Origin of the sequence: Pseudomonas farris (assembly GCF_019145235.1) — a bacterium.
Lineage (GTDB): Bacteria > Pseudomonadota > Gammaproteobacteria > Pseudomonadales > Pseudomonadaceae > Aquipseudomonas > Aquipseudomonas farris.
Genome location: NZ_JAHSTV010000011.1, coordinates 73,435 through 98,005 on the forward strand (window position 1 = coordinate 73,435; position 24,571 = coordinate 98,005).

Annotated in this window: 28 protein-coding genes; 11 read left to right on the forward strand and 17 right to left on the reverse strand. The window is 59.0% G+C overall.

The genetic code is table 11. The features are described 5' to 3' along the window. Positions 1-46 precede the first annotated feature (46 nt). From KVG95_RS22420 to KVG95_RS22465, 10 genes are all read right to left on the reverse strand, one after another. The gene (locus KVG95_RS22420; RefSeq protein ID WP_217858008.1) at positions 47-856 is read right to left on the reverse strand and encodes a transglutaminase family protein; all 810 of its coding nucleotides are present in this window, start codon (positions 854-856) and stop codon (positions 47-49) included. After that, positions 853-1,803, reverse strand: coding sequence for an alpha-E domain-containing protein (locus KVG95_RS22425; RefSeq protein ID WP_010456611.1), 951 nt, complete (start codon positions 1,801-1,803; stop codon positions 853-855). Before KVG95_RS22425 ends, KVG95_RS22420 begins: the two co-directional genes overlap by 4 nt. 12 nt (positions 1,804-1,815) lie before the next feature. Further along, the gene (locus tag KVG95_RS22430) at positions 1,816-3,225 is read right to left on the reverse strand and encodes a circularly permuted type 2 ATP-grasp protein (RefSeq protein WP_007902187.1); all 1,410 of its coding nucleotides are present in this window, start codon (positions 3,223-3,225) and stop codon (positions 1,816-1,818) included. Positions 3,226-3,641: 416 nt separating this feature from the next. Next, positions 3,642-3,983, reverse strand: a complete 342-nt coding sequence (locus tag KVG95_RS22435; protein WP_008005633.1) for a ribonuclease E inhibitor RraB — start codon at positions 3,981-3,983, stop codon at positions 3,642-3,644. A gap of 215 nt (positions 3,984-4,198) precedes the next feature. Beyond that, entirely contained in the window at positions 4,199-4,432 is a 234-nt protein-coding gene (locus KVG95_RS22440) for a hypothetical protein (RefSeq protein WP_038979787.1), read from the reverse strand. Positions 4,433-4,650: 218 nt separating this feature from the next. Further along, positions 4,651-5,526, reverse strand: coding sequence for a polyamine aminopropyltransferase (gene speE / locus KVG95_RS22445; RefSeq protein ID WP_052963708.1), 876 nt, complete (start codon positions 5,524-5,526; stop codon positions 4,651-4,653). A 289-nt stretch (positions 5,527-5,815) separates the two neighbouring features. Further along, entirely contained in the window at positions 5,816-6,007 is a 192-nt protein-coding gene (locus KVG95_RS22450; RefSeq protein ID WP_007902193.1) for a PLDc N-terminal domain-containing protein, read from the reverse strand. Between the two features lie 83 nt (positions 6,008-6,090). After that, positions 6,091-6,621, reverse strand: coding sequence for a hypothetical protein (locus KVG95_RS22455; protein ID WP_217858009.1), 531 nt, complete (start codon positions 6,619-6,621; stop codon positions 6,091-6,093). A 150-nt stretch (positions 6,622-6,771) separates the two neighbouring features. Beyond that, entirely contained in the window at positions 6,772-7,290 is a 519-nt protein-coding gene (locus tag KVG95_RS22460; protein ID WP_217858010.1) for an ankyrin repeat domain-containing protein, read from the reverse strand. A 113-nt stretch (positions 7,291-7,403) separates the two neighbouring features. Then, the gene (locus tag KVG95_RS22465) at positions 7,404-9,242 is read right to left on the reverse strand and encodes a long-chain-acyl-CoA synthetase (RefSeq protein ID WP_217858011.1); all 1,839 of its coding nucleotides are present in this window, start codon (positions 9,240-9,242) and stop codon (positions 7,404-7,406) included. A gap of 354 nt (positions 9,243-9,596) precedes the next feature. Between KVG95_RS22465 and KVG95_RS22470 the strand changes: the two genes are divergently transcribed. After that, complete coding sequence (locus KVG95_RS22470) at positions 9,597-9,875, forward strand: DUF3509 domain-containing protein (protein WP_007898807.1); 279 nt, start codon at positions 9,597-9,599, stop codon at positions 9,873-9,875. Positions 9,876-9,998: 123 nt separating this feature from the next. On the opposite strand, the gene mtnC is transcribed toward KVG95_RS22470, so the two are convergent. The 5 genes from mtnC to aroC are packed head-to-tail and all read right to left on the reverse strand — an operon-like array spanning position 9,999 to position 14,147. Further along, positions 9,999-10,682: an acireductone synthase gene (gene mtnC, locus KVG95_RS22475; RefSeq protein ID WP_217858012.1), complete on the reverse strand. Its 684-nt coding sequence runs from the start codon at positions 10,680-10,682 to the stop codon at positions 9,999-10,001. A 4-nt stretch (positions 10,683-10,686) separates the two neighbouring features. Continuing rightward, positions 10,687-11,232: a 1,2-dihydroxy-3-keto-5-methylthiopentene dioxygenase gene (locus KVG95_RS22480; RefSeq protein ID WP_217858013.1), complete on the reverse strand. Its 546-nt coding sequence runs from the start codon at positions 11,230-11,232 to the stop codon at positions 10,687-10,689. Between the two features lie 20 nt (positions 11,233-11,252). Further along, entirely contained in the window at positions 11,253-11,879 is a 627-nt protein-coding gene (locus KVG95_RS22485) for a methylthioribulose 1-phosphate dehydratase (RefSeq protein WP_217858014.1), read from the reverse strand. After that, a complete protein-coding gene (locus KVG95_RS22490; RefSeq protein WP_217858015.1) occupies positions 11,876-13,021 on the reverse strand; it encodes an MFS transporter in 1,146 nt (381 codons plus the stop codon). Before KVG95_RS22490 ends, KVG95_RS22485 begins: the two co-directional genes overlap by 4 nt. 34 nt (positions 13,022-13,055) lie before the next feature. Further along, the gene (aroC, locus tag KVG95_RS22495; protein WP_052963693.1) at positions 13,056-14,147 is read right to left on the reverse strand and encodes a chorismate synthase; all 1,092 of its coding nucleotides are present in this window, start codon (positions 14,145-14,147) and stop codon (positions 13,056-13,058) included. A gap of 85 nt (positions 14,148-14,232) precedes the next feature. Here aroC and KVG95_RS22500 point away from each other — a divergent pair, with 85 nt between their 5' ends. Both KVG95_RS22500 and KVG95_RS22505 read left to right on the forward strand, forming a co-directional pair. After that, positions 14,233-15,231, forward strand: a complete 999-nt coding sequence (locus KVG95_RS22500; RefSeq protein WP_217858016.1) for an alpha/beta hydrolase — start codon at positions 14,233-14,235, stop codon at positions 15,229-15,231. 155 nt (positions 15,232-15,386) lie between these two features. Next, complete coding sequence (locus KVG95_RS22505; protein WP_217858017.1) at positions 15,387-16,178, forward strand: hypothetical protein; 792 nt, start codon at positions 15,387-15,389, stop codon at positions 16,176-16,178. A 126-nt stretch (positions 16,179-16,304) separates the two neighbouring features. Here KVG95_RS22505 and prmB read toward each other — a convergent pair whose 3' ends face one another. Then, positions 16,305-17,213, reverse strand: coding sequence for a 50S ribosomal protein L3 N(5)-glutamine methyltransferase (gene prmB / locus KVG95_RS22510; RefSeq protein WP_052963689.1), 909 nt, complete (start codon positions 17,211-17,213; stop codon positions 16,305-16,307). Between the two features lie 238 nt (positions 17,214-17,451). Between prmB and KVG95_RS22515 the strand changes: the two genes are divergently transcribed. From KVG95_RS22515 to KVG95_RS22535, 5 genes are all read left to right on the forward strand, one after another. Beyond that, positions 17,452-18,042: a cysteine hydrolase family protein gene (locus tag KVG95_RS22515; RefSeq protein ID WP_217858018.1), complete on the forward strand. Its 591-nt coding sequence runs from the start codon at positions 17,452-17,454 to the stop codon at positions 18,040-18,042. Positions 18,043-18,173: 131 nt separating this feature from the next. Then, entirely contained in the window at positions 18,174-18,494 is a 321-nt protein-coding gene (locus tag KVG95_RS22520) for a hypothetical protein (RefSeq protein WP_052963687.1), read from the forward strand. Positions 18,495-18,569: 75 nt separating this feature from the next. Further along, positions 18,570-19,127: a Smr/MutS family protein gene (locus tag KVG95_RS22525; RefSeq protein ID WP_217858019.1), complete on the forward strand. Its 558-nt coding sequence runs from the start codon at positions 18,570-18,572 to the stop codon at positions 19,125-19,127. Positions 19,128-19,204: 77 nt separating this feature from the next. Continuing rightward, positions 19,205-19,750, forward strand: coding sequence for a GTP cyclohydrolase I FolE (gene folE / locus KVG95_RS22530; RefSeq protein ID WP_217858020.1), 546 nt, complete (start codon positions 19,205-19,207; stop codon positions 19,748-19,750). A gap of 102 nt (positions 19,751-19,852) precedes the next feature. Next, entirely contained in the window at positions 19,853-20,224 is a 372-nt protein-coding gene (locus KVG95_RS22535; protein ID WP_217858021.1) for a glutathione S-transferase N-terminal domain-containing protein, read from the forward strand. A gap of 194 nt (positions 20,225-20,418) precedes the next feature. Here KVG95_RS22535 and KVG95_RS22540 read toward each other — a convergent pair whose 3' ends face one another. Continuing rightward, a complete protein-coding gene (locus KVG95_RS22540; protein ID WP_217858022.1) occupies positions 20,419-21,585 on the reverse strand; it encodes an aminotransferase-like domain-containing protein in 1,167 nt (388 codons plus the stop codon). Between the two features lie 83 nt (positions 21,586-21,668). Between KVG95_RS22540 and KVG95_RS22545 the strand changes: the two genes are divergently transcribed. From KVG95_RS22545 to KVG95_RS22555, 3 genes are all read left to right on the forward strand, one after another. Next, a complete protein-coding gene (locus KVG95_RS22545) occupies positions 21,669-22,115 on the forward strand; it encodes a MarR family winged helix-turn-helix transcriptional regulator (RefSeq protein ID WP_217858023.1) in 447 nt (148 codons plus the stop codon). A gap of 315 nt (positions 22,116-22,430) precedes the next feature. Then, a complete protein-coding gene (locus KVG95_RS22550) occupies positions 22,431-23,780 on the forward strand; it encodes an NCS2 family permease (RefSeq protein WP_008005650.1) in 1,350 nt (449 codons plus the stop codon). A gap of 79 nt (positions 23,781-23,859) precedes the next feature. Next, on the forward strand, positions 23,860-24,486 hold the full coding sequence (locus tag KVG95_RS22555; protein WP_217858024.1) for a LysE family translocator: 627 nt from the start codon (positions 23,860-23,862) through the stop codon (positions 24,484-24,486). Positions 24,487-24,571 lie beyond the last annotated feature (85 nt).

The window sequence follows — 24,571 nt, forward strand, 5'->3', positions numbered from 1 at the left end:
GTTCTAATGTGGGAGCGGACTTGCTCGCGAAGCGGTATCCCCAATCTTATTGCTGTTGCACTGAGATCACCGGCACCGGCGTCGGTGACACAAACACCTTCGCATGCATCTGCTCGCACCCACCGCCACGACGCATGCCGCGCACCGGGCAGGCGTCGAGGTAATCCAGGCCCACGGCCAGTTTCAGGTGACGCTCCGGGCGGGCCAGTTCGTTGGTTACGTCGAAGCTGTACCAGGCGTCATCCAGCCAGGCTTCAGCCCAGGCGTGACTGGCCAGGTGTTCGCAATTCTCGCTGTACAAATACCCCGACACATAACGCGAGGGAATGCCCAGGCTGCGGGCGCAGGCGAGGAACGCATGGGTGTGGTCCTGGCAGACCCCGGAACGCCCGGCGAAAGCCTGGGCGGCGCTGGTGTCCACTTCGGTGGAACCCGGCGTGTAGGTCATGTGCTGGTTCAGGCCATGCATCAAATCGATCAGCGCCGTACGATCCCGGCGTTGTTTGCAGGCCTTGTCGGCGAATGCGCGCAGCGCTTCGTCGGCCTCGGTCAGGCGCGTGAAGCGCAGGAACGGCAGCGCCGACTGGCTTTCATGCTCGGCTTCGCGCAGTTCGTCGATGTCCACCTGCCCTCGGGCCCCGATGATGATTGCCTCGTGGGGTTCGTCCAGGGTCAGCACATGCAGAATGTTGCCGAACGGATCGAGTTGCGCGCGCACCGGGCGTGGCAGGTCGAGCTGCCAGCTGAGCACGTGTTGGCGCTCGCTGTCATGGGGGGTCAGTCGCAGGTACTGGATGCTCGCCCGCACCTGATCTTCGTAGTGATAGGTGGTCTCGTGGCTAATGGAAAGTCTCATGCAGCCTCCAGGTAGGAACTGTGTATGGCGTTGCCCAACTGGCGCACCAGCGGGATGAACTCGGTCAGCCAGGCGTGCAGGCCTTCGTCGAGAATTTCGTTGATACCGGTGTAGCGCAGGCGTGCGTCCATTTCCGCGGCCAGGCGTTGCGCGGGACGGCCGTTGGCCCCCGGCAATTGGGCGAGGATCTGGTCGATTTCTTCGGTGCAGGCGCGCAGGGATCGCGGCACGTCGGCGCGCAGCAGCAACAACTCGGCCACATGTCGGGCACCAGGGGCGTCGCGGTAAATCTCGGTGTAAGCCTCAAACGACGACAAGGCCCGCAGCAAGGCGCTCCACTGGTAATAGGCGTGAGCCGTGCCGTCGCTGACTGCTTCGGCCTGATCGCCGGCCATTTCGTAACGGGCATCGAGCAGGCGCAAGGTGTTGTCAGCCCTTTCGATAAAGGTGCCCAGACGAATGAACCGGAACGCGTCATTACGCATGATGGTGCCGTAGGACGCGCCGCGGAACAGGTGGGAACGTTCCTTGATCCACTCACAGAAACGGCTCATGCCGTAGCGACTCAAGCCTTGCTCGGCGATCCCGCGAATTTCCAGCCAGGTGGCGTTGATGTTTTCCCACATGTCGGCGGTGATTCGCCCACGCACCGCGTGGGCGCTGGCTCGCGCGGCACCGAGGCAGCTGTAGATGCTCGCCGGGTTGGCCGCATCCAACGCGAAAAAATGCAGCAGCCGTTCGGCATGCAGATCGCCGTGACGCTCCAGGTAATCGTCCAGAGTGCCGGTGATCAGCAACGGCATGGCGAGTTCGTGCAAGCCGTCGCCACGACCGTCCTGAGGCATCAGTGACAGCGAATAACTGATGTCGAGCATCCGTGCGAGGTTTTCGGCCCGCTCCAGGTAACGCGACATCCAATACAGATCCGAGGCAGTTCTACTTAACATGGCAGGCTTCCTTCAATCCTCGACCACCCAGGTGTCCTTGGTTCCGCCGCCCTGGGATGAGTTCACCACCAGGGAGCCTTCGCGCAAGGCGACACGGGTCAAACCGCCGGGCACTACCCGGGTTTCGCGGCCAGACAATACAAACGGACGCAGGTCGATATGGCGTGGAGCGATGCCGTTTTCGACAAAGGTCGGACAGGTCGATAAAGACAACGTCGGTTGGGCGATGTACGCGTGGGGCTTGGCTTTGATCCTCTCACGGAAAGATTCGATTTCCGCTGCCGTCGCCGCCGGCCCCACCAGCATTCCGTAACCACCGGAGCCTTGGGTTTCCTTGACCACCAGTTCTGGAAGATTGGCCAGCACGTGGGACAGTTCAGAGGGATTACGACACTGCCATGTAGGCACGTTCTTCAGGATCGGCTCTTCATCCAGGTAGAAACGAATCATGTCCGTGACGAAGGGATATACCGATTTGTCGTCCGCGACCCCGGTGCCGATGGCATTCGCCAGAACCACGTTGCCGGAGCGGTAGGACGACAGCAGACCTGGAACGCCGAGCATCGAGTCCGGGTTGAACGCCAGCGGATCAAGGAACGCATCGTCGAGGCGACGATAGATCACGTCGACGGCTTTCGGCCCGTCCGTGGTGCGCATGAACACCTTGTCATCGCGCACGAACAGGTCCGCGCCTTCTACCAGTTCAACGCCCATTTCCCGGGCCAGAAACGCATGCTCGAAAAACGCGCTGTTGAAGCGCCCCGGCGTCAGCACTACCACGCTCGGGTTGTCGATCGGGCTGGAGCTTTTCAGGGTGTCGAGCAACAGGTTCGGATAGTGGTCGATCGGTGCAATGCGCTGGGCCGCGAACAACTCGGGGAATAATCGCATCATCATTTTGCGGTCTTCGAGCATGTAGCTCACGCCGCTGGGTGTACGAAGATTGTCTTCGAGCACGTAGTACGTGCCGTCGCCATCGCGCACCAGGTCGACGCCGGAAATGTGCGAATAGATATCGCGGTGCAGATCCAGCCCTTGCATCGCCAACTGGTATTGCTCGTTGGCCAGCACTTGCTCGGCAGGAATGATGCCGGCCTTGATGATGCGCTGCTCGTGATAGAGGTCGGCAAGGAACATGTTCAATGCCTTGACCCGCTGAATGCAGCCGCGCTCGACGACCCGCCATTCACTGGCGGGGATACTGCGGGGAATGGTGTCGAAGGGAATCAGGCGCTCTGTCCCCTGCTCATCACCATAGAGCGTGAATGTAATCCCGGCACGATGAAATAACAGATCGGCCTCGCGTCGCCGTTGTGCCAAAAGCTCGTCAGGCGTTTCGGCCAGCCAACGGGCAAACTCCCGATAATGCGGGCGGACCTGGCCGCCGGCATCGTACATCTCATCAAAATAGGTGCGGATCATGCCGTACTCCTTGTCACCCGGACAACCAAGCCTTCGCAAGGCCCGTGCCATCGGCATAAACGCTTTGATATCAATCAGTTGGATAATGGCGCTGCATGCACCGCACCAATCCTGTGCGGTAAATGCCCCAACCTGATCGCCCCCGCTTCATGGCGAAGCAATGCTGTCGCCTACCTGCAGCATAGTCAGAGTTGATTTCACTGCCCGGAGGGCGATGCGGATAATCGGCGCATTCGCTGGAAAGATGACCGAACACTTGCCGAACTTCCCTTTTAGCCGCCTGTTTAGGCGGCTTTTTTTTGCGTTGTTGAAACGTTGTGAATCAAAAACACGATCAAGAGCCTTTTCAAACCGCGAAAACGAAAACGGCCAACCCAAAGGTCAGCCGTTGCTGAGTGTTGTCACTGTTCATAAAGTTATGCGAGTAACCCTCGTACCTCCTGCTTGACGCCCCATCCTTCGATGATACCGCCCAGAGGCTCGACCACCGCCTCGAAGTCCTGCTCAAAGTCGCCGATCCCGTCGTAGGTGGCGTACATCACTTTGCTCAGTTCCAGATGCCACGCGCCGTCGTCGCGCACGCTGATCTGGGCATTCAAGGATTCACCACTGAAATGACCTGCCGCCCTGCGTGCCCGCTCCTCGTCCGGAAAAATGGCGTAGAACTCGATGGGATGGAATCGTGAAAAGTCGAAACCGCCTTCTTTCATGCGGCGCAGCACACTGCTGCTGATGTCTTCTTGATAGGCTGTGCTCATGAAACGTCCCCCTCAGACTGATGGATAGACTTTCCGTATTCCCTGCACTTTCAACCGATTGGTGAGAGCGATACGGCAACAGAGGTTGCCGACGGGAAACAAGCATGTAGCTGACAAGACCAGACCTTAGCGAGTCATTCGCTGATCTCGCTTGCAGAGTAGCCCCAAGATAGAGCTGCTGCCAAGGTCTGGTTGTGAATGTGACAAGAGGTGTATCAGATCGGGGTAATACTGATGATTTCAATGCTGTTCTGGGATTTCAGGCTTTTGACGGTCGGATCATCGGTACGACCCTCCAGATCATTGAGATCCAGTTCGGCAGCGACCGGCAGGCACCGGGCGCGAATGAGCTTGGCGGCTTGCTCGCTGTTCGGGCATTCCTCGCACTCGAAGAGTTCGTCCACTGTTTCACCGTGATCATCCACGAAAGTGATTTTCCACTTTTGCATCGGTGCCTCCTCGATAAAACCCATGGATGGGCTTACAAGTATCTGGACTTTTGCGCTGACTGATCGTTCAAACGAATTGCGGTGTTCTGACAGGAAAAACAAGACCCCTTGTGGGAGCGGGCTTGCTCGCGAAAGCGGTGATTCAGTCAATATGCATGTCGACTGAATCACCGCTTTCGCGAGCAAGCCCGCTCCCACAGGGGAGTTGTGTGCAACCTTTAGTCGTTGCTGGGTTTGTTCACCGCTTGCAGTACGTATTGCGGCAAGGCGAACGCACCGATGTGGATTTCCGGGTTGTAGTAGCGGGTGATGATGCCGCTGCCGGCGAACCGCTGTTGCAGGGTTTCGCGGGACAATTTGCGATAGGCGGTATTGGTTGCGCCCCAAGCGAAGGTCATCGCGCCGCCGATGTAGGTCGGCACGGCCGCCTGATAGAAGTGCCAGTCCGGAAACAGGCTGCGCAGACGGCCGGCGGTGGTTTTGACTTCTTCGATTTGCATGAACGGCGTGCCGTTCTGGGTCACCAGGATGCCGCCTTCGTTCAGGCAGCGACGGCAAGCCTGGTAGAAGTTTTCGGAGAACAGCACTTCGCCCGGGCCGATCGGGTCGGTGGAGTCGGAAATGATCACGTCGAACTTTTCGGTGGTGGTGGCGACGAAACGCATGCCGTCGTCGATCACCAGGTTCAGGCGTGGATCATCGAACGCCCCCTTGGAGTGATTCGGCAGGAATTCCTTGCACATGTCGACCACGGTGCCGTCGATCTCGACCATGGTGATGTGCTCGATGCTGCGGTGCTTGGCCACTTCACGCAGCATGCCGCCGTCGCCGCCGCCGATGATCAGTACGCGCTTGGCGGTGCCATGGGCGAGGATCGGCACGTGGGTGAGCATTTCGTGGTAGATGAATTCGTCGGCTTCGGTGGTCTGGATCACGCCGTCCAGTGCCATTACCCGGCCCATGCGCGGGTTCTCGAAGATCACCAGGTGCTGGTGTTCGGTGCGTACTTCGTGCAGCAGTTTTTCCATGCGAAAACGCTGGCCATAGCCTTCGTAGAGGGTTTCCAGGTACTCGCTGGTTGGAGTATTGCTCATGGGAAGTGCTCCGTGAATGCGGGTGGCAACGGACGGTTACCCGCCCATGATGGCCAATCGAACGCCCCGATCGACCGGGAAAGACGCGCATTCTATGTCGCGGAATATGACAGGTCGAACGTTCCCCGAGCGAACATTATTCTCAAAGGCTCGATGAACCAATGTGGGAGCGGGCTTGCTCGCGAAAGCGGCTTATCATTCAACATTGATGTCGACTGACAGTCTGCATTCGCGAGCAAGCCCGCTCCCACAGGGTCCGGCGTTCCTACAGGGGAAAAGTGTCAGTCTGTCAGATCCGCACATTGCCTCGCGGCCCGGCGATGGCCCAGATGATCAGGCCCAGGACCGGCAGCAGGAGGATCAATAGCACCCAGATGATTTTCATCCCGGTTTCGGCGCCACTTTTAAGCACGTTGATGATGGCCCAGATATCCAGGGCAAGAATAATCAGACCGACCAGGCTGTTGAACGTGGAACCCATGGTGACGCTCCCGAAGAGTGGTATGCACTCTTAGGATAGTCGGGCCTTGCGAGGGTTCCGTTTTATTACCGTTCTAGACAGCTTCAGACATGGATCGCCACTTTCAGGGCTTCCAGGGCGGGCGCGGCGGCGATGCCGACTTCGGCGCACAATTCGAGAACCCGTGGCACGTCATTACCGTAGACCAGCACCACTTGCAGTTCATCGTCGAGCAACTGGCTGAAGTTCATCAGCGTGTAACCGCCGTTTTCCTTGTTCATGCTGCTCATCTGCACCTGAATGCGATTGAGCGCCGTCAGGGCTTCGGTCTTGGCCAGCTGCTTGGGTTTGATGTTGAAATCGACGCTGGGACCGAACGAAGCGACGATCTGCGCAAACAGGTCCATGTAGGTGTCAGCCTGGAACAGCACGGTTTCCGGCAAGCTGCCGACGACCACCCACTCACCCAACGAAATCGGGAAGGTTTCGTCGTAGTTGATGTCCGGATTGGCCGCCAGAAAAGCCTCTGGATCGGCGTAAGCCTGAGCCGCTTCGTCAGCGACTTTCAGGATTTCGTCATCGCTCATGCACCCGGAGCTGATTTTGCTGATGAGTTCGACGAGTGCGGCTTTCATGAGGTGGATCCTGTAGCGAGGGAGATTTGAGGGCGCGAAGGATAGCGCAGGTTAAACGCAAAGACGAAAAGATCGCAGCCTTCGGCAGCTCCTACATTGGCATGACGTGCGCGCTGTAGGGCTGCCGAAGGCTGCGATCTTTTAATGTGATCAGCCGAGCAGTTTTTGCAGCTGAGCCGTGGTATCCACCGCGCCCATGGTTTTGGCCGCGTCCAGCGCGGATACGCCGTTGGCATCCTTGGCTTTCGGATCGGCGCCTTTGCTGATCAGGTAGTCGACGATTTCGACGCGGTTGAACATCGCCGCCATCATCAATGCAGTGCGACCGTCGAAGGACGAACCTTCCACTTGCGCGCCACCTTCCACCAACGCCTTGACCACCGCCAGATCACCCTTGAACGCCGCGCCGGCAATCGGGCTCTGGCCGTTGTCGTTGCGGATTTCCGGATCGGCCTTGTGCTCGAGCAGGACTTTTACCGTCTCGACATGGCCGTGGTACGCAGCGAGCATCAGCAAGGTATCGCCCTTGTGGTTGCGCAGGTTCGGCGGCAAGCCCTTGGTCAGCAGCGCAGCCATCATGGCCGCATCGCCCTCGCGCGCTTTGTTGAACACCTGTTCGGCAAATTCGGCAGCCTCTTCGGGTGTCATCTGGCGGCTTTTGTCTGACATTGGGGACTCCACATTCGGTCAATCGGAAAAGCCGATAGTTTCCCGAGCGCTCCGGAACCTGTCACTTCTTTTTTCTCATGGAAAGCCATAGCCACATTTAATAAGAGCCACATTCAATAGCGGTACCTGCCACAGTGAATATCCGCCAGCACCTGCTCGGTGACTTGCACATAAGTCTGGGTGCCCGGCAACCAGGCGTAGATCGGGTCATCGCCGGTTTTGTTCGGGTCGAAGGCTTCGTCCTTGAGTCGGGTTTTCTGGTATTTGAAGGTCCCGGTGGTTTCCATTTTCACTTTCACCCGTAGGAAAAGTGGCACCGCATAGGCAGGCATTTGCTGCCTGGCGAAAGCCAGCAACTCGCTGAAATCCAGGGTCGCCAGGGATTCAGCCGGCGTGATTGCAGCCATCCCGGCACGTCCGTTGGTGTTGTGGATTTCTACGCCATAAGCCACGGCTTCGGCGATCTGCGGGTGTTGCAGGAGGATGTTCTCGACCTCGGTGGTCGAGACGTTTTCGCCCTTCCAGCGGTAGGTGTCGCCCAAACGATCGACAAACTGGGCGTGGCCAAACCCGATGTTGCGCAGCAAGTCACCGGTATTGAAGTAACGGTCGCCCTTCTTGAACACGTCGTGGAGCACGACTTTGGCGGTCTTCTGCGGATCGGTGTAGCCGTCCAGCGGCGCCTTGTCGTCGATCCTCGCCAGCAGCAAACCCTGCTCGCCCTTGGCCACTTTGCGCATGAAGCCCTTGGCATCACGGGTGGGTGCACCGCTGTCGTGGTCGTACGCCACCAGTTCCCAGGACATCAGGGAAAAACCGATGGTGTTGTCGAAGTTGAGGATATTGGTGAAGCCGATATTGCCGTCGCTGGCGGCGTACAGCTCGCAGATATGGTCAACGGCAAAACGCGTCTTGAACTCGCTCCACGCGCCGGGGCGCAGACCATTGCCGATCATCTTCGTCACGCTGTGCCGACTGTCATCGACGCTGCGCGGTTGATCCACCAGGTAGCGGCACAATTCGCCGACATAACCGAGGGTGGTCGCCCGGTATTTGCGCACGTCGCTCCAGAACTGGCTGGCGCTGAACTTGCGGCGGATGGCAAACCCCGACGCCCCGCTGATTGCCGAGCCCCAGCACACGCAGAGCCCGGTGGCGTGGTACAGCGGCAAGGTGCAATAGACGACGTCCTGCGGCTGCATATCCAGGGCAATCAGCCCGAAGCTGGCGGAACTGCGCATCCAGCGGCCATGCTTGAACACCCCCGCCTTGGGCAACCCGGTGGTGCCCGAGGTGTAAATGTAGAAACAAGGATCGTCGAGAAAAACCTGCTGACTGCTGACGGGGTTATCGCTGCACGCTTCGGTGCTGACCCTCATCAGGTTGATGAAGCCATCGGGCGAATTGCCCGGGTCGCGATAAGTGTCTTGATCGGCGACAAACCAGGTGCGCGCCGCGTCGATGGACACCCGCTCGCGGACCGCATTGAAGGCCGGAACCAGCTCTTCTCCGACCACGATCGCCACCGGCGCCCCCAGGTTCAGGCTATGGGCCAGGGTATCGCGGGTCTGGGAGGTATTGAGCAAGGCGCTGATCGCGCCGACCTTGGCCACCGCCAATATCGTCACCAATAGTTCCGGACGATTTTCGATAAAGATCGCCACCACATCGCCCTTGCCGATGCCTTGGGCTATCAAATGATAGGCGATGCGATTGGCCCACTGATTGACCTGTGCATAAGTGAGCGCTACCTCGCCCTGCAGCAAGGCCGGACCATTGGGATTACGCAATGTCGCCTGCTCGAAGCTCCAGCCAAGGCCGCACGGTTGGGTCGGGTCCTTGACGTTGGCGGCTTTCATGCCCTTCACCACGCGGGGAATGGCTTTGGCAATGGAAGGCAGCTTGCGGAGCATCATGCCCCAGGTAATCGTGTCGTTCAGCGTGCGGCTCATGGTGCTCCCGTTCGATCTTCTTATTGTCGGGTGGCGTTGATTGAGGCCGAAAATACGTCAGCGGTTCTTGCGCTGTACACGCAGTTTTTGAAATGTTTTGTATCCGCGACTGAAGCGTTCAGACCGAAGATCGAAAAGCGGAACCCTGGCGTTGTGATTGGTTCCATCGAATCGATGCCGACCACGCAAAATGCAGGATGCACGATGACCATTCATGCAGATTGCACGAAAGCACAAAAACACAATTTTATTAACTTATTGATTTATATGAATTTTTAAAAAATAGGGCGCTGGCACAATCACTGCAACTACCTCTCCATGTTGCCCTTCAAAGCACTCACGGAGCTGATAGACATGAGCCTGATCCAGGAAAAATTTTCGTCGCTGTTCTCCAACTTCGAAGTGACCACCCAGCCACGGCCTGACGGCGGCATTCTGCTGACCCTTCGCAGTACGGACGGCAAAGTCTTCAAACGTTCGATTTCCTACCAGCAATTGCATGCCGGCGATCAGCTGTCATGGGTGATTAGCGCGATACGTCGTGACGTCGCCGAACAGGCCAGCGAACTGCCGCAGATCTCCATGCTGCAAAGCCAGCAACGGTTCGCCTTGCCGACCTATCACTCGGTTTAAACGCTACAACGCTACAAACAAACAGGCCGTGAGAGCTTTCGCTTCACGGCCTGTTTTGTTTTCTGGAGCGTAATCCATGTGGGAGCGAGCCTGCTCGCTCCCACATGTTATGTGCGTTGATCTTTAAAAAGTGGAAGGATTTATCCGCGCAAAGCTGTCGACGGTCACATGCCCTGCCAGTTCTCCACCCTCACGGGCCAAGCCACAGGTTGCCATCCCGGCCGTCTGCGCGGCATCCAGCTCTTGAACGATGTCGGACAGAAACAGAATCTGCGAAGCCTCGACGCCAATTGCCTGGGTAATGCGCTCGTAGGACTGCGCTTCGCGCTTGGGCCCTGAGGTGGTGTCGAAATGGCCGCTGAACAGTGGCGACAAATCCCCCGCGTCCGAGCAACCGAAGATCAGTTTTTGCGCCTGAATCGAGCCCGAAGAATACACAAACAGTTGATAGCCTTCCTGATGCCAGCGCTTGAGCGCTTCAACGGCATCCGGGTACACGTGGCCTTTCAACTGCCCGACCTGATAACCCTGCTCCCAGACCATGCCTTGCAACGCCTTGAGTGGCGTGGCCTTGCGGTCTTCGGCGATCCACCCCAGCAGGATTTCGATGACCCGTTCGACGTCGGCTTGCGGCTCACCGCTGTCACGCCGAACAGCGGCGAGCTGCTCGGCAACGTCGGCGCGTTCGGCGTTTTCGCGAACGAAATCCGGTAGGTGTTTGGCCGCGTAGGGAAACAGCACGTCGAACACAAAACTCACCGCACTGGTGGTGCCTTCGATGTCGGTGAGAATCGCTTTGATCGGCATCGACTCAGTCCTCGAGACGCGGGAAGCGGCTGGCGATGTCATCGCCGGTGAAACTGGCCACCCAGCCTTCGGGGTTGTTGAACAGTCGGATTGCGACAAAATGCGGGTGCTCGCCCATGTCGAACCAGTGCTTTGTGCCGGCCGGCACCGAGATCAAGTCGTTTTTCTCGCAGAGCACGGCGTAGACGTAATCGCCGATGTGCAGGCTGAACAAGCCACGGCCGGCGACGAAAAATCGTACTTCGTCTTCAGCATGGCGGTGTTCATCGAGGAACTTGGCGCGCAACTCGGCTTTTTGCGGGTGATCGCTGTTCAGGCTGATCACGTCGACAGTGATGTAACCGCGCTCGGTCATCAGCTTGTCGATTTGCTCCTGATACGCGGCGATCACTTCTTCATGGCTGGCGCCGGGCTGGATTTTCGCCGTGGCTTGCCAACGGTCGAAGCGCACGCCCTGCTCGGCCAGGGTCGAGGCAATGTCCTCGAGGTGGGTCAGGACTTTGTTCGGTATTTCAGGGCTGGAGACGTGATAAACGGACAGGCTGCTCATCTGGGCAACTCCTTAACGGTTCATGCTTTATGGTTCGAGAGCGAGCGCGTCTTCAACTCGCACTCGAACAAAAATTCAAAGGCCTCGATCTGCCGCAGCGCGTCGCTCATGCGTGCGCCCCACGTGTAGAGGCCATGGCCGCGGATCAGGTAGCCGACGCAATCGGGGTGGGCATCAAGCCAAGGCTGCACCTTGGCGGCCAGCCGTGCAATGTCCTGATCATTGTCGAAAATCGGCACGCGCACCCGGGATTCGTGGGTCGAGACGCCGCTGAAGGCCTTTTGCAGTTCGTAGTCTTCGAACTCGATGAAGTCTTCCGGCGTCAGGCGCGACAGCACCGTGGCATGCACCGAATGGGTGTGCAGCACCGCGCCAATCTCCGGGCGCCAGCGGTAGAGCTGAGTATGCAGCAGGGTTTCGGCGGACGGTTTTTTGCCCGGCTCCAGGCTATTGCCCGACAGGTTGGTGGCCAGCACATCATCCAGGCTCAACTGGCCTTTGTGCTTGCCAGACACCGTCAGCAAGGCTTCGGTCGGCGACAGGCGGGTCGAGTAATTACTGCTGGTGGCCGGCGACCAGCCACGCCCATACAGAAATCGCCCGGCGTCGATGATTTCCTGGGCGAGGTGTTCACGGGTAAGGCTCATGGCCTGTCCTCTTGCATACGTGTTGCAATGATAACGGCAGCGGCGAAGGCTGCGAGGCTGGCAATACTAAAGGTCAATGTGGCGCCGAGGGCATTCCAGCTATAGCCGGAGTACAGCGCGCCCAGTGCACCGCCAGTGCCGGCCAGCGCGGCATACAACGCTTGGCCCTGTCCTTGCTGACGCGCGCCGAAGCTACGTTGCACGAACTGGATGGCAGCCGCGTGAAAGCTGCCGAAGGTTGCGGCGTGCAGCACTTGGGCAAACAGCAGCACCCAGAGAAACTCGGCAAACGAACCGAGCAACAACCAACGCAACGCCGCCAGCAGGAAACTCGCCAGCAGCACTCGGCGCACCGAGAAACGCGTAAGGATTTTGCTCATGGCCACAAACATCAAGACTTCGGCAACCACGCCGACTGCCCAGAGCATGCCGATCAGCCCGCGACTGTACCCGAGTCGCTCAAGGTGCAGGGTCAGAAAGGTGTAATACGGCCCGTGACTCATCTGCATCAGCGCCACGCAACCGTAGAACGCCAATACCCCGGGGTTGCGCAATTGCTGGAGGAATCCCTCCCCCGCCAACCGTTCACTCTGAATCGGTTGCGCGTTAGGCACCCATAAACTGCTGACGACGATCCCGGCCATGATCAGCACCAACGCCACCGGATAGATGTCCAGGCTGAGCCATTCGAACATCCGTCCGAGGGCGACCACGGTGATGATGAAACCGATGGAACCCCACAGGCGAATCTGACTGTAGCGAGATGTCTGGCCGTTCAAGTGCGCCAGGGTGATGACTTCGAACTGAGGCAATACCGCGTGCCAGAAGAACGCGTGCAAGGCCATGACCATCGCCAGCCAGGCGTAGCTTTTGCTGACGAAAATCAGTGAGAAGGTCAGCAGCGTACAGACCGCGCCGAACCGCACGATGGCCAGCCGTCGCCCGGTGTAGTCACCGAGCCAGCCCCAGATATTCGGCGCCACGCAGCGCATCAGCATCGGGATCGCCACCAGTTCGCCGATGCGCGCACTGGAAAAGCCCAGGTGATCGAAGTACAGCGCCAGGAATGGCGCTGTCGAACCGAGCAAGGCGAAATAGAACAGATAGAAACTGGAAAGCCGCCAGTACGGAAGCGCCGCCATGGTCGTCAGACCCCGGCGGCCATAAGGTCAGCCATTAAAGCTGACCCAGCACCGGAGTGCTCACGCGCACATTGAGGTTCTGCCCGCGGTGACGCAGCAAGTGATCCATCAACACGATGGCCATCATCGCTTCGGCAATCGGTGTGGCGCGGATGCCGACGCACGGGTCGTGACGGCCCTTGGTGACGACCTCAACCGGGTTACCATGGATGTCAATGGAACGGCCCGGCGTGGTGATGCTCGAGGTTGGCTTGAGCGCCAGATGCGCAACGATCGGCTGACCGGACGAGATGCCACCGAGAATGCCGCCGGCGTTGTTGCTGAGGAAACCTTCCGGGGTCATTTCATCACGGTGTTCGGTGCCACGCTGGGCGATGCTGGCAAACCCGGCACCGATTTCCACACCTTTGACCGCGTTGATGCTCATCAGCGCATGGGCCAGTTCTGCGTCGAGACGGTCGAAGATCGGCTCACCGAGGCCAGGCATCACGCCTTCGGCAACCACGGTGATCTTCGCGCCGACCGAATCCTGGTCGCGACGCAACTGGTCCATATAGGCTTCCAGCTCCGGCACTTTGTCCGGGTCGGGGCTGAAGAAAGCGTTTTCTTCCACCGAATCCCAGGTCTTGAACGGAATTTCGATCGGGCCGAGCTGGCTCATGTAGCCACGAATGACGATGCCCTGGGTGGCCAGGTACTTTTTCGCAATCGCCCCCGCCGCCACGCGCATGGCGGTTTCACGGGCCGAACTGCGACCGCCGCCGCGGTAATCGCGCTCGCCGTATTTGTGGTGGTAGGTGTAGTCGGCGTGGGCCGGGCGGAACAGATCCTTGATCGCCGAGTAGTCCTTGGACTTCTGGTCGGTGTTGCGGATCAACAGGCCGATGGCGCAACCGGTGGTGCGGCCTTCGAACACGCCGCTGAGGATTTCGACTTCGTCGGCTTCCTGGCGCTGGGTGGTGTGGCGGCTGGTGCCGGGCTTGCGGCGGTCCAGGTCGCGCTGCAGATCCTCAAGGGAAATCTCCAGGCCCGGCGGGCAGCCATCGACAATGGCGACCAACGCCGGACCATGGCTTTCGCCCGCGGTGGTGACAGTGAACAGCTTGCCGTAGGTATTGCCGGACATGCGGGACGCTCCGTGAAATCGAAACTAAAATACGTAATGCGCGCCAGTATACGCAGGCTACCCGACTAGTTCATCCTCGAACCTTATGGGTGCCTGCGAGTCCAACCGGCACCTTGTTGATGATGGCGTGATGATGCTGCGAGTTCTAGCCTTGAGCCTTACCTTGTTTACCGGCTTTGCACAGGCCACTGTCCTGCAACGCCCGATCACATTGGACACGGGCAGCGGCGAGCTTTTCGGCTCGCTGTTGCTGCCCAAGTCCGACACGCCTGTACCGGTTGTACTGATCATTTCCGGCTCCGGTCCTACGGATCGTGACGGAAACAACCCCGACGGCGGGCGCAACGACAGCCTCAAACGGCTGGCCTGGGTGCTGGCCAAACACAACATCGCCAGTGTGCGCTACGACAAGCGCGGCGTGGCGGCGAGCCTGGCTGCGACTCCAGACGAACGTAATCTGTCGGTGGAGGCCTATGTGGCCGACGCCGAAGCCTGGGGCCACAAGCTCAAAGCCGATCCACGCTTTGGCAAACTGATTTTGCTGGGCCACAGCGAAGGTGCGTTGATCGCCAGCCTGGCGGCGCCAAACGTCGATGCCGCGGCGGTGATTTCCATGTCCGGCAGCGCCCGGCCGATCGATCAGGTACTGCGCCAGCAGCTAAGCAATCGCCTGCCGCCTCCCTTGATGTTGCGCAGTAATGAACTGCTCGACAGCCTCAAGGCCGGCCGCACCGACGACAACGTGCCCCCGCAATTGCAGGTGATTTTCCGCCCCAGCGTGCAGCCATATCTGATTTCGTTGTTCCGCCAAGACCCGGCGGCGGCCTTCGCCAAATTGAAAATGCCGGCGCTGATCATCCAGGGCAGCAACGACATTCAGGTCGGCGTCGGTGATGCCCAGGCGCTCAAGGCGGCCAAACCGGACGCCGAGCTGGCGCTGATCGAAGGCATGAACCACGTGATGCGCATCGTGCCCAACGATGTGAAGCGGCAATTGGCCTCCTATAAGGATCCGCAATTACCACTGGCATCCGAACTCGGCGCGCGAATCCTCGGGTTTATTGACGGACTTCGCACCCGTTAAGCGCTGTCAGTGGACGTTCTCAACTCGTTTTCACGCCGCGGGAAAACGAGTTGAGAACGGCCCCTACCCTCCAGTCCTGAAAAAAACGGCCGATAAGCCTTTGTCGCCAGCGCACTGGCTGGCGGCAAGCAGGGCTTGGACAGGATCTCGCCGTTATGACTGATACCCAGACTTCACCCGACACCACCGCTGAAAAAGACGCACTGCCAGCGGTCGAGCTGCCGTGGGCGGACGTCCACGTCGAGCACCACAAAATGCTCCGCCTGGCGCCGCTGCAAACCGACCGCAACACTGGCGGACGGCCGTTGCGCTTTGTCGAATTCGGTTACGCCGAGCGCAATAGCAAGGAACACAGCCTGCTGCGCATGACCATCAAGCTGCCGGGCCAGCGGGTGCGCAAAGAACAGAATCATCTGGACGTGTGGGTCAATCACACGACCAAACGCGTGCATTTCGGGCCGGAAAGCGGTTTGCAGATCGAGCCGATGAACCGCGGTATCGGGCGCTATATGGCCGCTCAGGGCATTACCTGGGCGAAGAAGAGATGGCCCGCCTACACCGTCGACGGCACTGACCTGAACAACAAGGATGCGCTGAACGAAGACACTCGCCTGCGCCGCGATCACTTTCTGCGGGTGCACGGTTTTGACCTGGTCTACGCCGACGCCCAGCATTTGAAGGGCAGCGTTAAAGAGGTGTCGGTCGGTGATTTGCTCGGCGACTGGAACAGCGAAAAGCTACAGCAGGTAGAAATCCTCGAAGCCGCGCAGATGCTCCAGCAAGCCGAGCAGAACCTGGCGGAACAGGAAGTCAAACTGAAGAAGCACGAAGAAAAAGTCAGCAAGTACAAGCGCGAAGACGCCGGGCTGCGTTTTACCATTACCTGTCTGGTGGCGTTTGCGGTTTTTCAGGCGGGGTTGTTGATCTGGATTGCTACGCACCGTTGAAGGCTTGAGACCCCGGCGCGGCCATCGCGGGCAAGCCTCGCCCCCACAGGTTTTGTGTCGTGTCCAAATGATGCGGCACATACAAAACCTGTGGGAGCGTGGCTTGCCCGCGAAGGCTTTCTAAGGTCAGACGCGAGAAGCAAACAACGCCTGATGATCGCGGCATTGCTCCGCTGTCAGCATGAACACCCCATGCCCACCGCGCTCGAACTCAAGCCAGGCGAAGTCGACTTCCGGGTACAGCGCTTCGACGTGAACCTGGCTGTTACCCACCTCGACAATCAGCAACCCCTTCTCGGTCAGATGATCCGCCGCTTCTGCGAGCATGCGGCGCACGAGGTTCAAACCGTCGTCGCCACAGGCCAGGCCCAGTTCCGGTTCGTGCTGATACTCATCCGGCATGTCGGCGAAATCTTCCGCATCGACGTAAGGCGGGTTCGACACGATCAGGTCGAAACGTTGACCCGGCAAGCCATCGAAACCATCGCCCTGAACGGTGAACACCCGCTCATCGACACCGTGACGCTCGATATTCTGGTTCGCCACTTCCAGCGCTTCGAACGACAGATCGGCCAGTACCACTTCGGCATTCTGGAACTCGTAAGCACAGGCAATGCCGATGCAGCCGGAACCGGTGCACAGGTCGAGAATGCGCGCAGGTTCGGCGCCGAGCCACGGTTCGAAACGCTTTTCGATCAGCTCGCCAATGGGCGAACGCGGGATCAGCACGCGCTCGTCGACAATGAACGACATGCCACAGAACCAGGCTTCGCCCAGCAGGTAAGCGGTCGGAATGCGCTCTTCGATGCGGCGCTTGAGCAAGCGTTGCAGATTGACCAGTTCATCATCTTCCAGACGGCAGTCCAGATAGCTGTCGGCGATTTCCCACGGCAAGTGCAGCGCACCCAACACCAGTTGACGGGCTTCGTCCCAGGCGTTGTCGGTCCCATGGCCGAAAAACAGATCCTCCCCATGGAAGCGGCTGACGGCCCAACGGATATGGTCACGCAGGGTACGAAGTCGGGAAGTGATCACGGGGCAAACTCCAGAAAAAACGACTGACGATTCTAACAGCCAAAAGACGCCACGACGACGCAGGAAAAACACCGGATCAGATGTAGGACTCTTCTATTTTTTCAGCAAGCTATTGAACAGAACGAGTATCTTGACAAGGCTGCGACCCAACAACGGCGGTGCCTACGATGGTAGCGATTCACAGAAGCGCTCAGCCAGAGGACAATGTCGCAAAAGCCCCACCCGAAGGAGCCCCAGAATGTCCGTTCCAAAAACGATGTTTCAACTCAGCGGCCGTGGTTACGCAGCGGCCAATCTGGGTCATGCGACCCTTGTCATCATCGATGCCCAGAAAGAATACCTCAGCGGCCCCTTGGCACTGAGCGGCATGGATGCTGCCGTCGCGAACATCAAGCAACTGGTGGCCGCTGCCCGTGCAGCCGGTCGGCCGATCGTACACGTGCGCCACCTCGGCACCGTTGGTGGGCTGTTCGACCCGCAAGGCGAGCGCGGCGAGTTCATCCCGGGGCTCGAACCACAGGGCGACGAAACCATCATCGGCAAATTGCTGCCGAGTGCGTTTCACGGCACCGAATTGCTGGAGCGCCTGCAGAATCTCGGCTCGCTGGACCTTATCGTCTGCGGCTTCATGAGCCATTCCAGCGTCAGCACGACTGTGCGCGCCGCGAAGAACCTGGGTTTTCGTTGCACATTGGTTGAAGACGCCTGCGCGACTCGCGACCTGCCTTACAAGGGTGGCGTACTCACTGCCGAGCATGTGCAACACACCGAAATGGCGATCATGGCGGACAACTTCGCCACCCTCGCCCTGACGCACGAACTGATCTGATCGACCGTCGATGAGCGGTCCATGCCGCCGCTCATCCGCAAAAGCCTCTCATTTGCTGTAATTGCCCTAGCCTCAGGAACATCCCGGTCAACTCCCGGTCGAAGGGCCGATACCCATTGAGGAAGGTCGGAATGAAGTTATCCGATGGTTTTGATGCACGCCGCTTGCGGCCCAAAGGCCAAAGCAACTGGCGTTTTCGCTTCGGCGCAGCGTTCGCTGCCTTGCTGGCGACGTGCGGTGTGTTGCTGGCGATGGCCGGCGCGGCCAGCCTGCTGGGCCGGCCACCGGCGCTGGGCGAGTTGAATGCCAGCCCGCTGGGCTCGGCGATCATTCTGGGCGTGGGCCTGTTCGTGCTGTACATCGGCGTGTGGCTATGGCGACGCTGCCGTCGCCGCTCGCGCCAGTCGCAAGAGCTGAATATGGCACCGCATCTGATGAAAAAACACGACTGAGCCCAACGCCGGACGTTTTGTCGCGCCCGATTCGTCCCGACTTGGGTAAACTGGCCGCCCTTCGCGGAGGCTGACATGCAAGACGACGATTTTTCCCTGTTCAAAAACGCGATCCAAGGCGTCAAGCCGATCAAGCACGATCGCGCCGAAACCGGCAAACCCAAGGCAGACCGCGCGCAAATCGCCAAGCTGCGCCAGGCCGCCACTGTGCGCACCGATACCACCACCGTTGACGGGCTGTCCGATCAGTTCGTCATTGATGTCGGCCCCGAAGATGAGCTGATGTGGGCCCGTGACGGTGTCCAGGAAAGCCAGATGCGCAAGCTCAAGATCGGACAGATTCCGTTTGAAGGCAGCCTCGACCTGCATGGCATGAATGTGGAAAAGGCCCGTGAAACCCTGTGGGCCTTTCTGGCAGAAGCGACAAAATTCGAAATCCGCTGCGTACGTGTCACCCACGGCAAAGCGGTTCGCCTGGACGGCAAGCGGCCGATGATCAAGAGCCACGTCAACACGTGGCTGCGCCAGCATTCACAGGTGCTCGGCTTCACCTCGTGCCAGCCGAAACACGGCGGCGCCGGAGCGGTTTATGTGATGCTCAAACGCACCATGATGGAAGGTCGCGACGAGTGATGCCGTCGCTTCACGCTTGCAGCGCCGTGTCCGTCACCGTACCCTTGCCCTTTGCGTAAAATCCCACAGGTAGTTTCATGTCCCTGGAACAGAATTACACCGAGATTCTCGGCCAATTGGGCGAGGACGCCTCCCGCGAGGGCCTGCTCGACACGCCAAAACGTGCCGCCAAAGCCATGCAGTACCTCTGCCGCGGTTATGAACAGACACTGGAAGAGGTCACCAACGGTGCCTTGTTCAGCTCCGACAACAGCGAGATGGTGCTAGTCAAGGACATCGAGCTCTACTCGTTGTGCGAGCACCACATGCTGCCGTTCATCGGTAAGGCGCACGTTGCCTACATCCCGAGCGGCAAGGTCCTGGGGCTGTCGAAAGTCGCGCGCATCGTTGATATGTACGCCCGTCGCCTGCAGATCCAGGAAAACCTCAGCCGCCAGATCGCCGATGCGGTCCAGCAAGTCACCGGCGCCATCGGCGTTGCGGTGGTGATCGAGGCCAAGCACATGTGCATGATGATGCGCGGTGTGGAGAAACAGAATTCGACGATGATCACCTCGGTGATGCTCGGCGAGTTCCGCGAAAACGCGGCCACCCGCAGCGAGTTTCTCAGCCTGATCAAGTAACTCGCAGCACGAAGAAAACCGGCACTGATCGCCGGTTTTTTTTCGCCCATGAAAAATCAGGTAAGCTGCGCGCCTTCTGCTTGCTCCTGTGAGGCTTGTACCGTGTTAGTAAAAGCGCTTCGTGTCGGCCTCGGCCAACTGATCATCTTCATTGATTTCATTACTCGTCCAAGCAAGAAGCAGCGCCCCGCCGCTGCTCAGGCTCAGGTCGAAACAGCCGCCAAGGACCTGACCCTGTATCAGTTCCACGCCTGCCCGTTCTGCGTGAAAACCCGCCGCACCCTGCGCCGCCTGAACGTTCCGGTGGCATTGCGCGATGCCAAGAACAACGAACAGGATCGCCAGGCTCTGCTGGAGCAAGGTGGCAAGATCAAGGTGCCGTGCCTGCGCATCGAAGAGAATGGCCAGACCACCTGGATGTATGAATCCAAGGTGATCATTGATTATCTGGATAAGCGGTTTGCTGCTGCCTGATGGTTTTGTGGCGTGATGGATGACGTCTTCGCGAGCAAGCCCGCTCCCACATTGGTTTTGTGTTCACTATCGATCCAATGTGGGAGCGGGCTTGCTCGCGAAGAGGCCGGCACAATCACCACAAAAATCCAGACAAAAATAAACCGGCCGACTGGCCGGTTTATTCGTTTCTACCCCCTCTCCCACCAACAGCCTCAGGCCGCTTGCGCCGCCTGAGCCTGACGCACCACCGTAGCCAATCGCTTGAGCCCTTCGTCCAGCCGCGCCGGGTCGATATGGCTGAAGTTCAGCCGCAGATGACCGGGGTTCTTGTCCGGCTCTGGGAAAAACGGTTCGCCCGGCATAAACGCCACATCCGCCGCCAGCGCAGCCTTGAGCAGCGTGCGGGTATCCAGCGGCTGCTTGAGCGTCAGCCAGAAAAACAACCCGCCCTGCGGCACGTTCCACTCCGCCAGATCGGAAAAGTGCGTTTCCAATGCCGACTGAAACGCATCCCGACGAACCCGATAGAAGTCCCGCAACTCACCCAAGTGCTGTTGGTATTTCTCAGTGCCGATCCATTGCAGCGCTTGCCACTGCCCGATGCGGTTGGTGTGCAGATCGGCCGATTGCTTGAGCCGCAACAAGTGCGGAAACAGGTCCGGACTGGCGATCAGGTAACCAACCCGCAAGCCCGGCAACAGGGTTTTCGACACGGTGCCGGTGTAGATCCAGCTGGCCTTGTTCAAGCGACTGACGATTGGCGTGGCACTGCCGCCGTCGAAGGTCAGTTCGCGGTAGGGTTCGTCTTCGATCAGGGTCACGCCGAACTCGTCGAGCAACGCCGCCACTGCGTCGCGCTTGGCTTCGCTATAACGCACTGCCGACGGGTTCTGAAACGTCGGAATCAGGTAGATGAACGCGGGTTTGTGCTTTTCCAGACGACTGCGCAATTGCGCCAGGTTCGGGCCGTCGGCTTCCAGCGGGACGGTGATGCAGTCGGCGCCGAACAGCTGAAAAATCTGCAACGCCGCCAGGTAAGTCGGCGCTTCAAGCAGGATCTCGGTGCCTTTGTCGATATAGAGCTTGGCCGCCAGATCGAGGGTTTGCTGGGAACCGCTCACCACCAGCACCTGACTCGCCTCGCACGGCACGCCCAACGCTCGGGCTTCGGCCGCCAGCGCATCACGCAGCGCCGGTTCGCCTTCACTCATGCCGTATTGCCCCATGGACAGCGGCATGTCCGCCCACTCGACTTTCGGCAGCATGGCTTCGGCCGGCAAGCCGCCAGCGAACGACATCACTTCCGGGCGCTGGGCAGCGGCGAGGATTTCACGGATCAAAGAACTTTTAAGGCGCGAGACACGTTCGGAAAAAGCCATGGGGGGTCACCGGTAGCGAGGCCAGAGGAAAATGAGTCAAACTGGTTGACCGAAATTACGACAGACCGAGCGGATACGTCAACATGCTTGACCTTAAAAACCCCAGCACTCAGCAACAAGCCATGGAAGCGTTTTTCTTCGGTTACCAAGCGTTCACCGCCAAAGCCGACGAAATGCTCGAGCGTCGCGGCTTGAGCCGGGTGCATCAACGCATCGTGTTTTTCATCGCCCGTTACCCTGCCCTCAGCGTCAAGGAGTTGCTGGCGTTGCTCGGCGTGAGCAAGCAGGCGCTGAACATTCCGCTGCGGCAATTGGTGGAAATGCATTTGGTGAACAGCGTCGCGTCCGAGACCGACAAGCGTAAGCGGCTGCTGGAACTGACCGACGATGGTGCGCGGTTTGAGCAGTCACTGCGGCGCGAACAGGTGAAATTGCTGGAGCGGGTGTTTGCCGAGGCTGGGGAGACGGCGGTGAATGGGTGGCTGGCGGTGAATCTGGCGCTGGGTAAAGCCCAGGTCTTTCCAAGCTGATCGTTCCCACGCTCTGCGTGGGAATGCATCCCGTGACGCTCTGCGTCACATCAACGGCGGACGCAGAGCGTCCATGGCGGCATTCCCACGCAGAGCGTGGGAACGATCGTCTATAGCCGATATATCCCGATCAACAAACTTTTCGTCTACAAAATCAAAAACATTATTTGCTTTATTTGTATACAAAAGCATAATTCGCTTCGTGCGAGTTCCTGACCATCAGGTCAACAAATTCGCAAGTACCTCAAAGGGCCGCTGCCACCCTCATGGGTCCGGCCCTGGAAATAACAATAAAACTCTTGAGGAGTACTCGCTGTGGAAAGCCGCAAATCCGAAGCCCCGACGCTGGAACTCTCGCCGCCATTACGCAATGGCTGGCTGGAGCGCATCTTCAAACTCAGCTTGCATGGCACCACGGTGAAGACCGAGCTGATCGCCGGTCTGACAACCTTCATCACCATGGCTTACATCATCTTCGTCAACCCGAACATCATGGCCGATGCCGGCATCGATCACGGGGCGGCGTTCGTCGCCACCTGCATCGCCGCCGCGCTGGGTTGCCTGCTGATGGGCCTGTACGCCAACTGGCCAGTGGGCCTGGCGCCGGGCATGGGCTTGAACGCGTTCTTCACTTACACCGTGGTCGGCACCATGGGCTACAACTGGGAAACCGCCCTCGGTGCGGTGTTCGTTTCCGGTGTGTTGTTCATGTTCCTGACCTTTTCCCGGATTCGCGAATGGCTGCTCAACAGCATTCCAGTGAGTTTGCGCTTTGCCATGGGCGCCGGTGTGGGCCTGTTTCTGGGGCTGATCGGTTTGAAAACCGCTGGCATCGTTGTCGATAGCCCGGCCACTCTGATCAAGCTTGGTTCCCTGCGCGAGCCTGGTCCGCTGCTGGCGGCCATCTGCTTCCTGATGATTGCCGTGCTCAGCTACCACAAAGTGTTCGGCGCGATCCTCATCAGCATCATCACCGTGACCCTGGCCGGTTGGGGCCTGGGTCTGGTGCACTACGAGGGCATCATGTCTGCCCCGCCGAGCCTGGCACCGACCTGGATGGCCATGAATGTCGCCGGCGTATTCAACGTCAGCATGATCAGCGTGGTGCTGGCCTTCCTCTTCGTACACATGTTCGACACCGCCGGGACACTGATGGGCGTCGCCCAGCGCGCCAACCTGGTGAACGCTGACGGCCGGATCGAAAACCTTTCCCGCGCCATGAAAGCCGACAGTGCTTCCAGCGTATTTGGTGCGGTGGTCGGTGTTCCGCCAGTCACCAGCTATGTGGAAAGTGCCGCTGGTGTAGCAGCGGGTGGTCGGACTGGTCTTACCGCCGTGACCGTAGGTGTGCTATTTATTGCCGCAATGTTTTTCGCCCCGCTGGCTGGCATGATCCCCGCTTATGCAACCGCAGGTGCACTGATTTATGTGGCGATGCTGATGATGGGCGGCATGGCGCATATCGAATGGGACGAAGCGACCGACAGCATTCCGGCGATCGTTACCGCGATCATGATGCCGCTGACCTTCTCGGTCGCCGACGGCATCGCGCTGGGCTTCATCACTTATGTGGCGCTGAAGGCCGGCACCGGTAAGTACAAGGAAATTTCCGTCAGCCTGTGGGTGCTTTGCGCGATCTTCATCGCCAAGTTCATTTTCTTGTAAGCCGTCTACGTTTCAAAAACAGTGTTTCAAATCAGCCTCACCCCGTCGGGTGAGGCTTTTGTGCAAATGGAGGAAAGTGATGAGTCTGGAAACCTGGCTGCTGTTCAGCGGCGCTGCGCTGGTGGTGATCCTGATCCCGGGGCCACTGTCTTTGCTGATGATCAGCAACAGTCTGAATTACGGTTTGCGCCGTTCTTACCCAGCGTTTCTGGGCGGCGTGATTGCGTCGATCTGCCTGCTCAGTGCTTCGGCTTTGGGTCTGGGCGCATTGTTGCTGGCGTCGGAACAGCTGTTCAGCGCCCTGAAAATCGTCGGCGCGCTGTACCTGTTTTATCTCGCCTGGCAGAGCTGGCAGCAATCGCGCCTGCCAACCCAAGGCGCCGAAGTGCCCCAGGCTGCACCAGTGCCGCGCTTTCGCGCACTGTTCGGGCGCGCGTTCATGCTCGGCGCGAGCAATCCGAAAGACATTTTGTTCTTCGCCGCTTTCCTGCCGCAGTTTTTGAGTGCCGAGCAACCCTTCTTGCCGCAGTTACTGGTGATGATTGCCACCTGGACCGTGCTGGATCTGCTGTGCAAATTGGCTTATGGGCTGGGTGCTCACGGCGCGGCGCAGTATCTGCGCAGCGGCAAGGGGCAGAGTTGGTTTAACCGGGTGAGTGCGGGGTTGTTCAGTGGTGCCGGCGCGGCTTCGTTGTTGAGTCGTTAAAAGCAAAAGCTTCGCGAGCAAGCCCGCTCCCACATTTGATCTCTGCCGGTCACAAATAATGTATACGCAGAAGATCCAGTGTGGG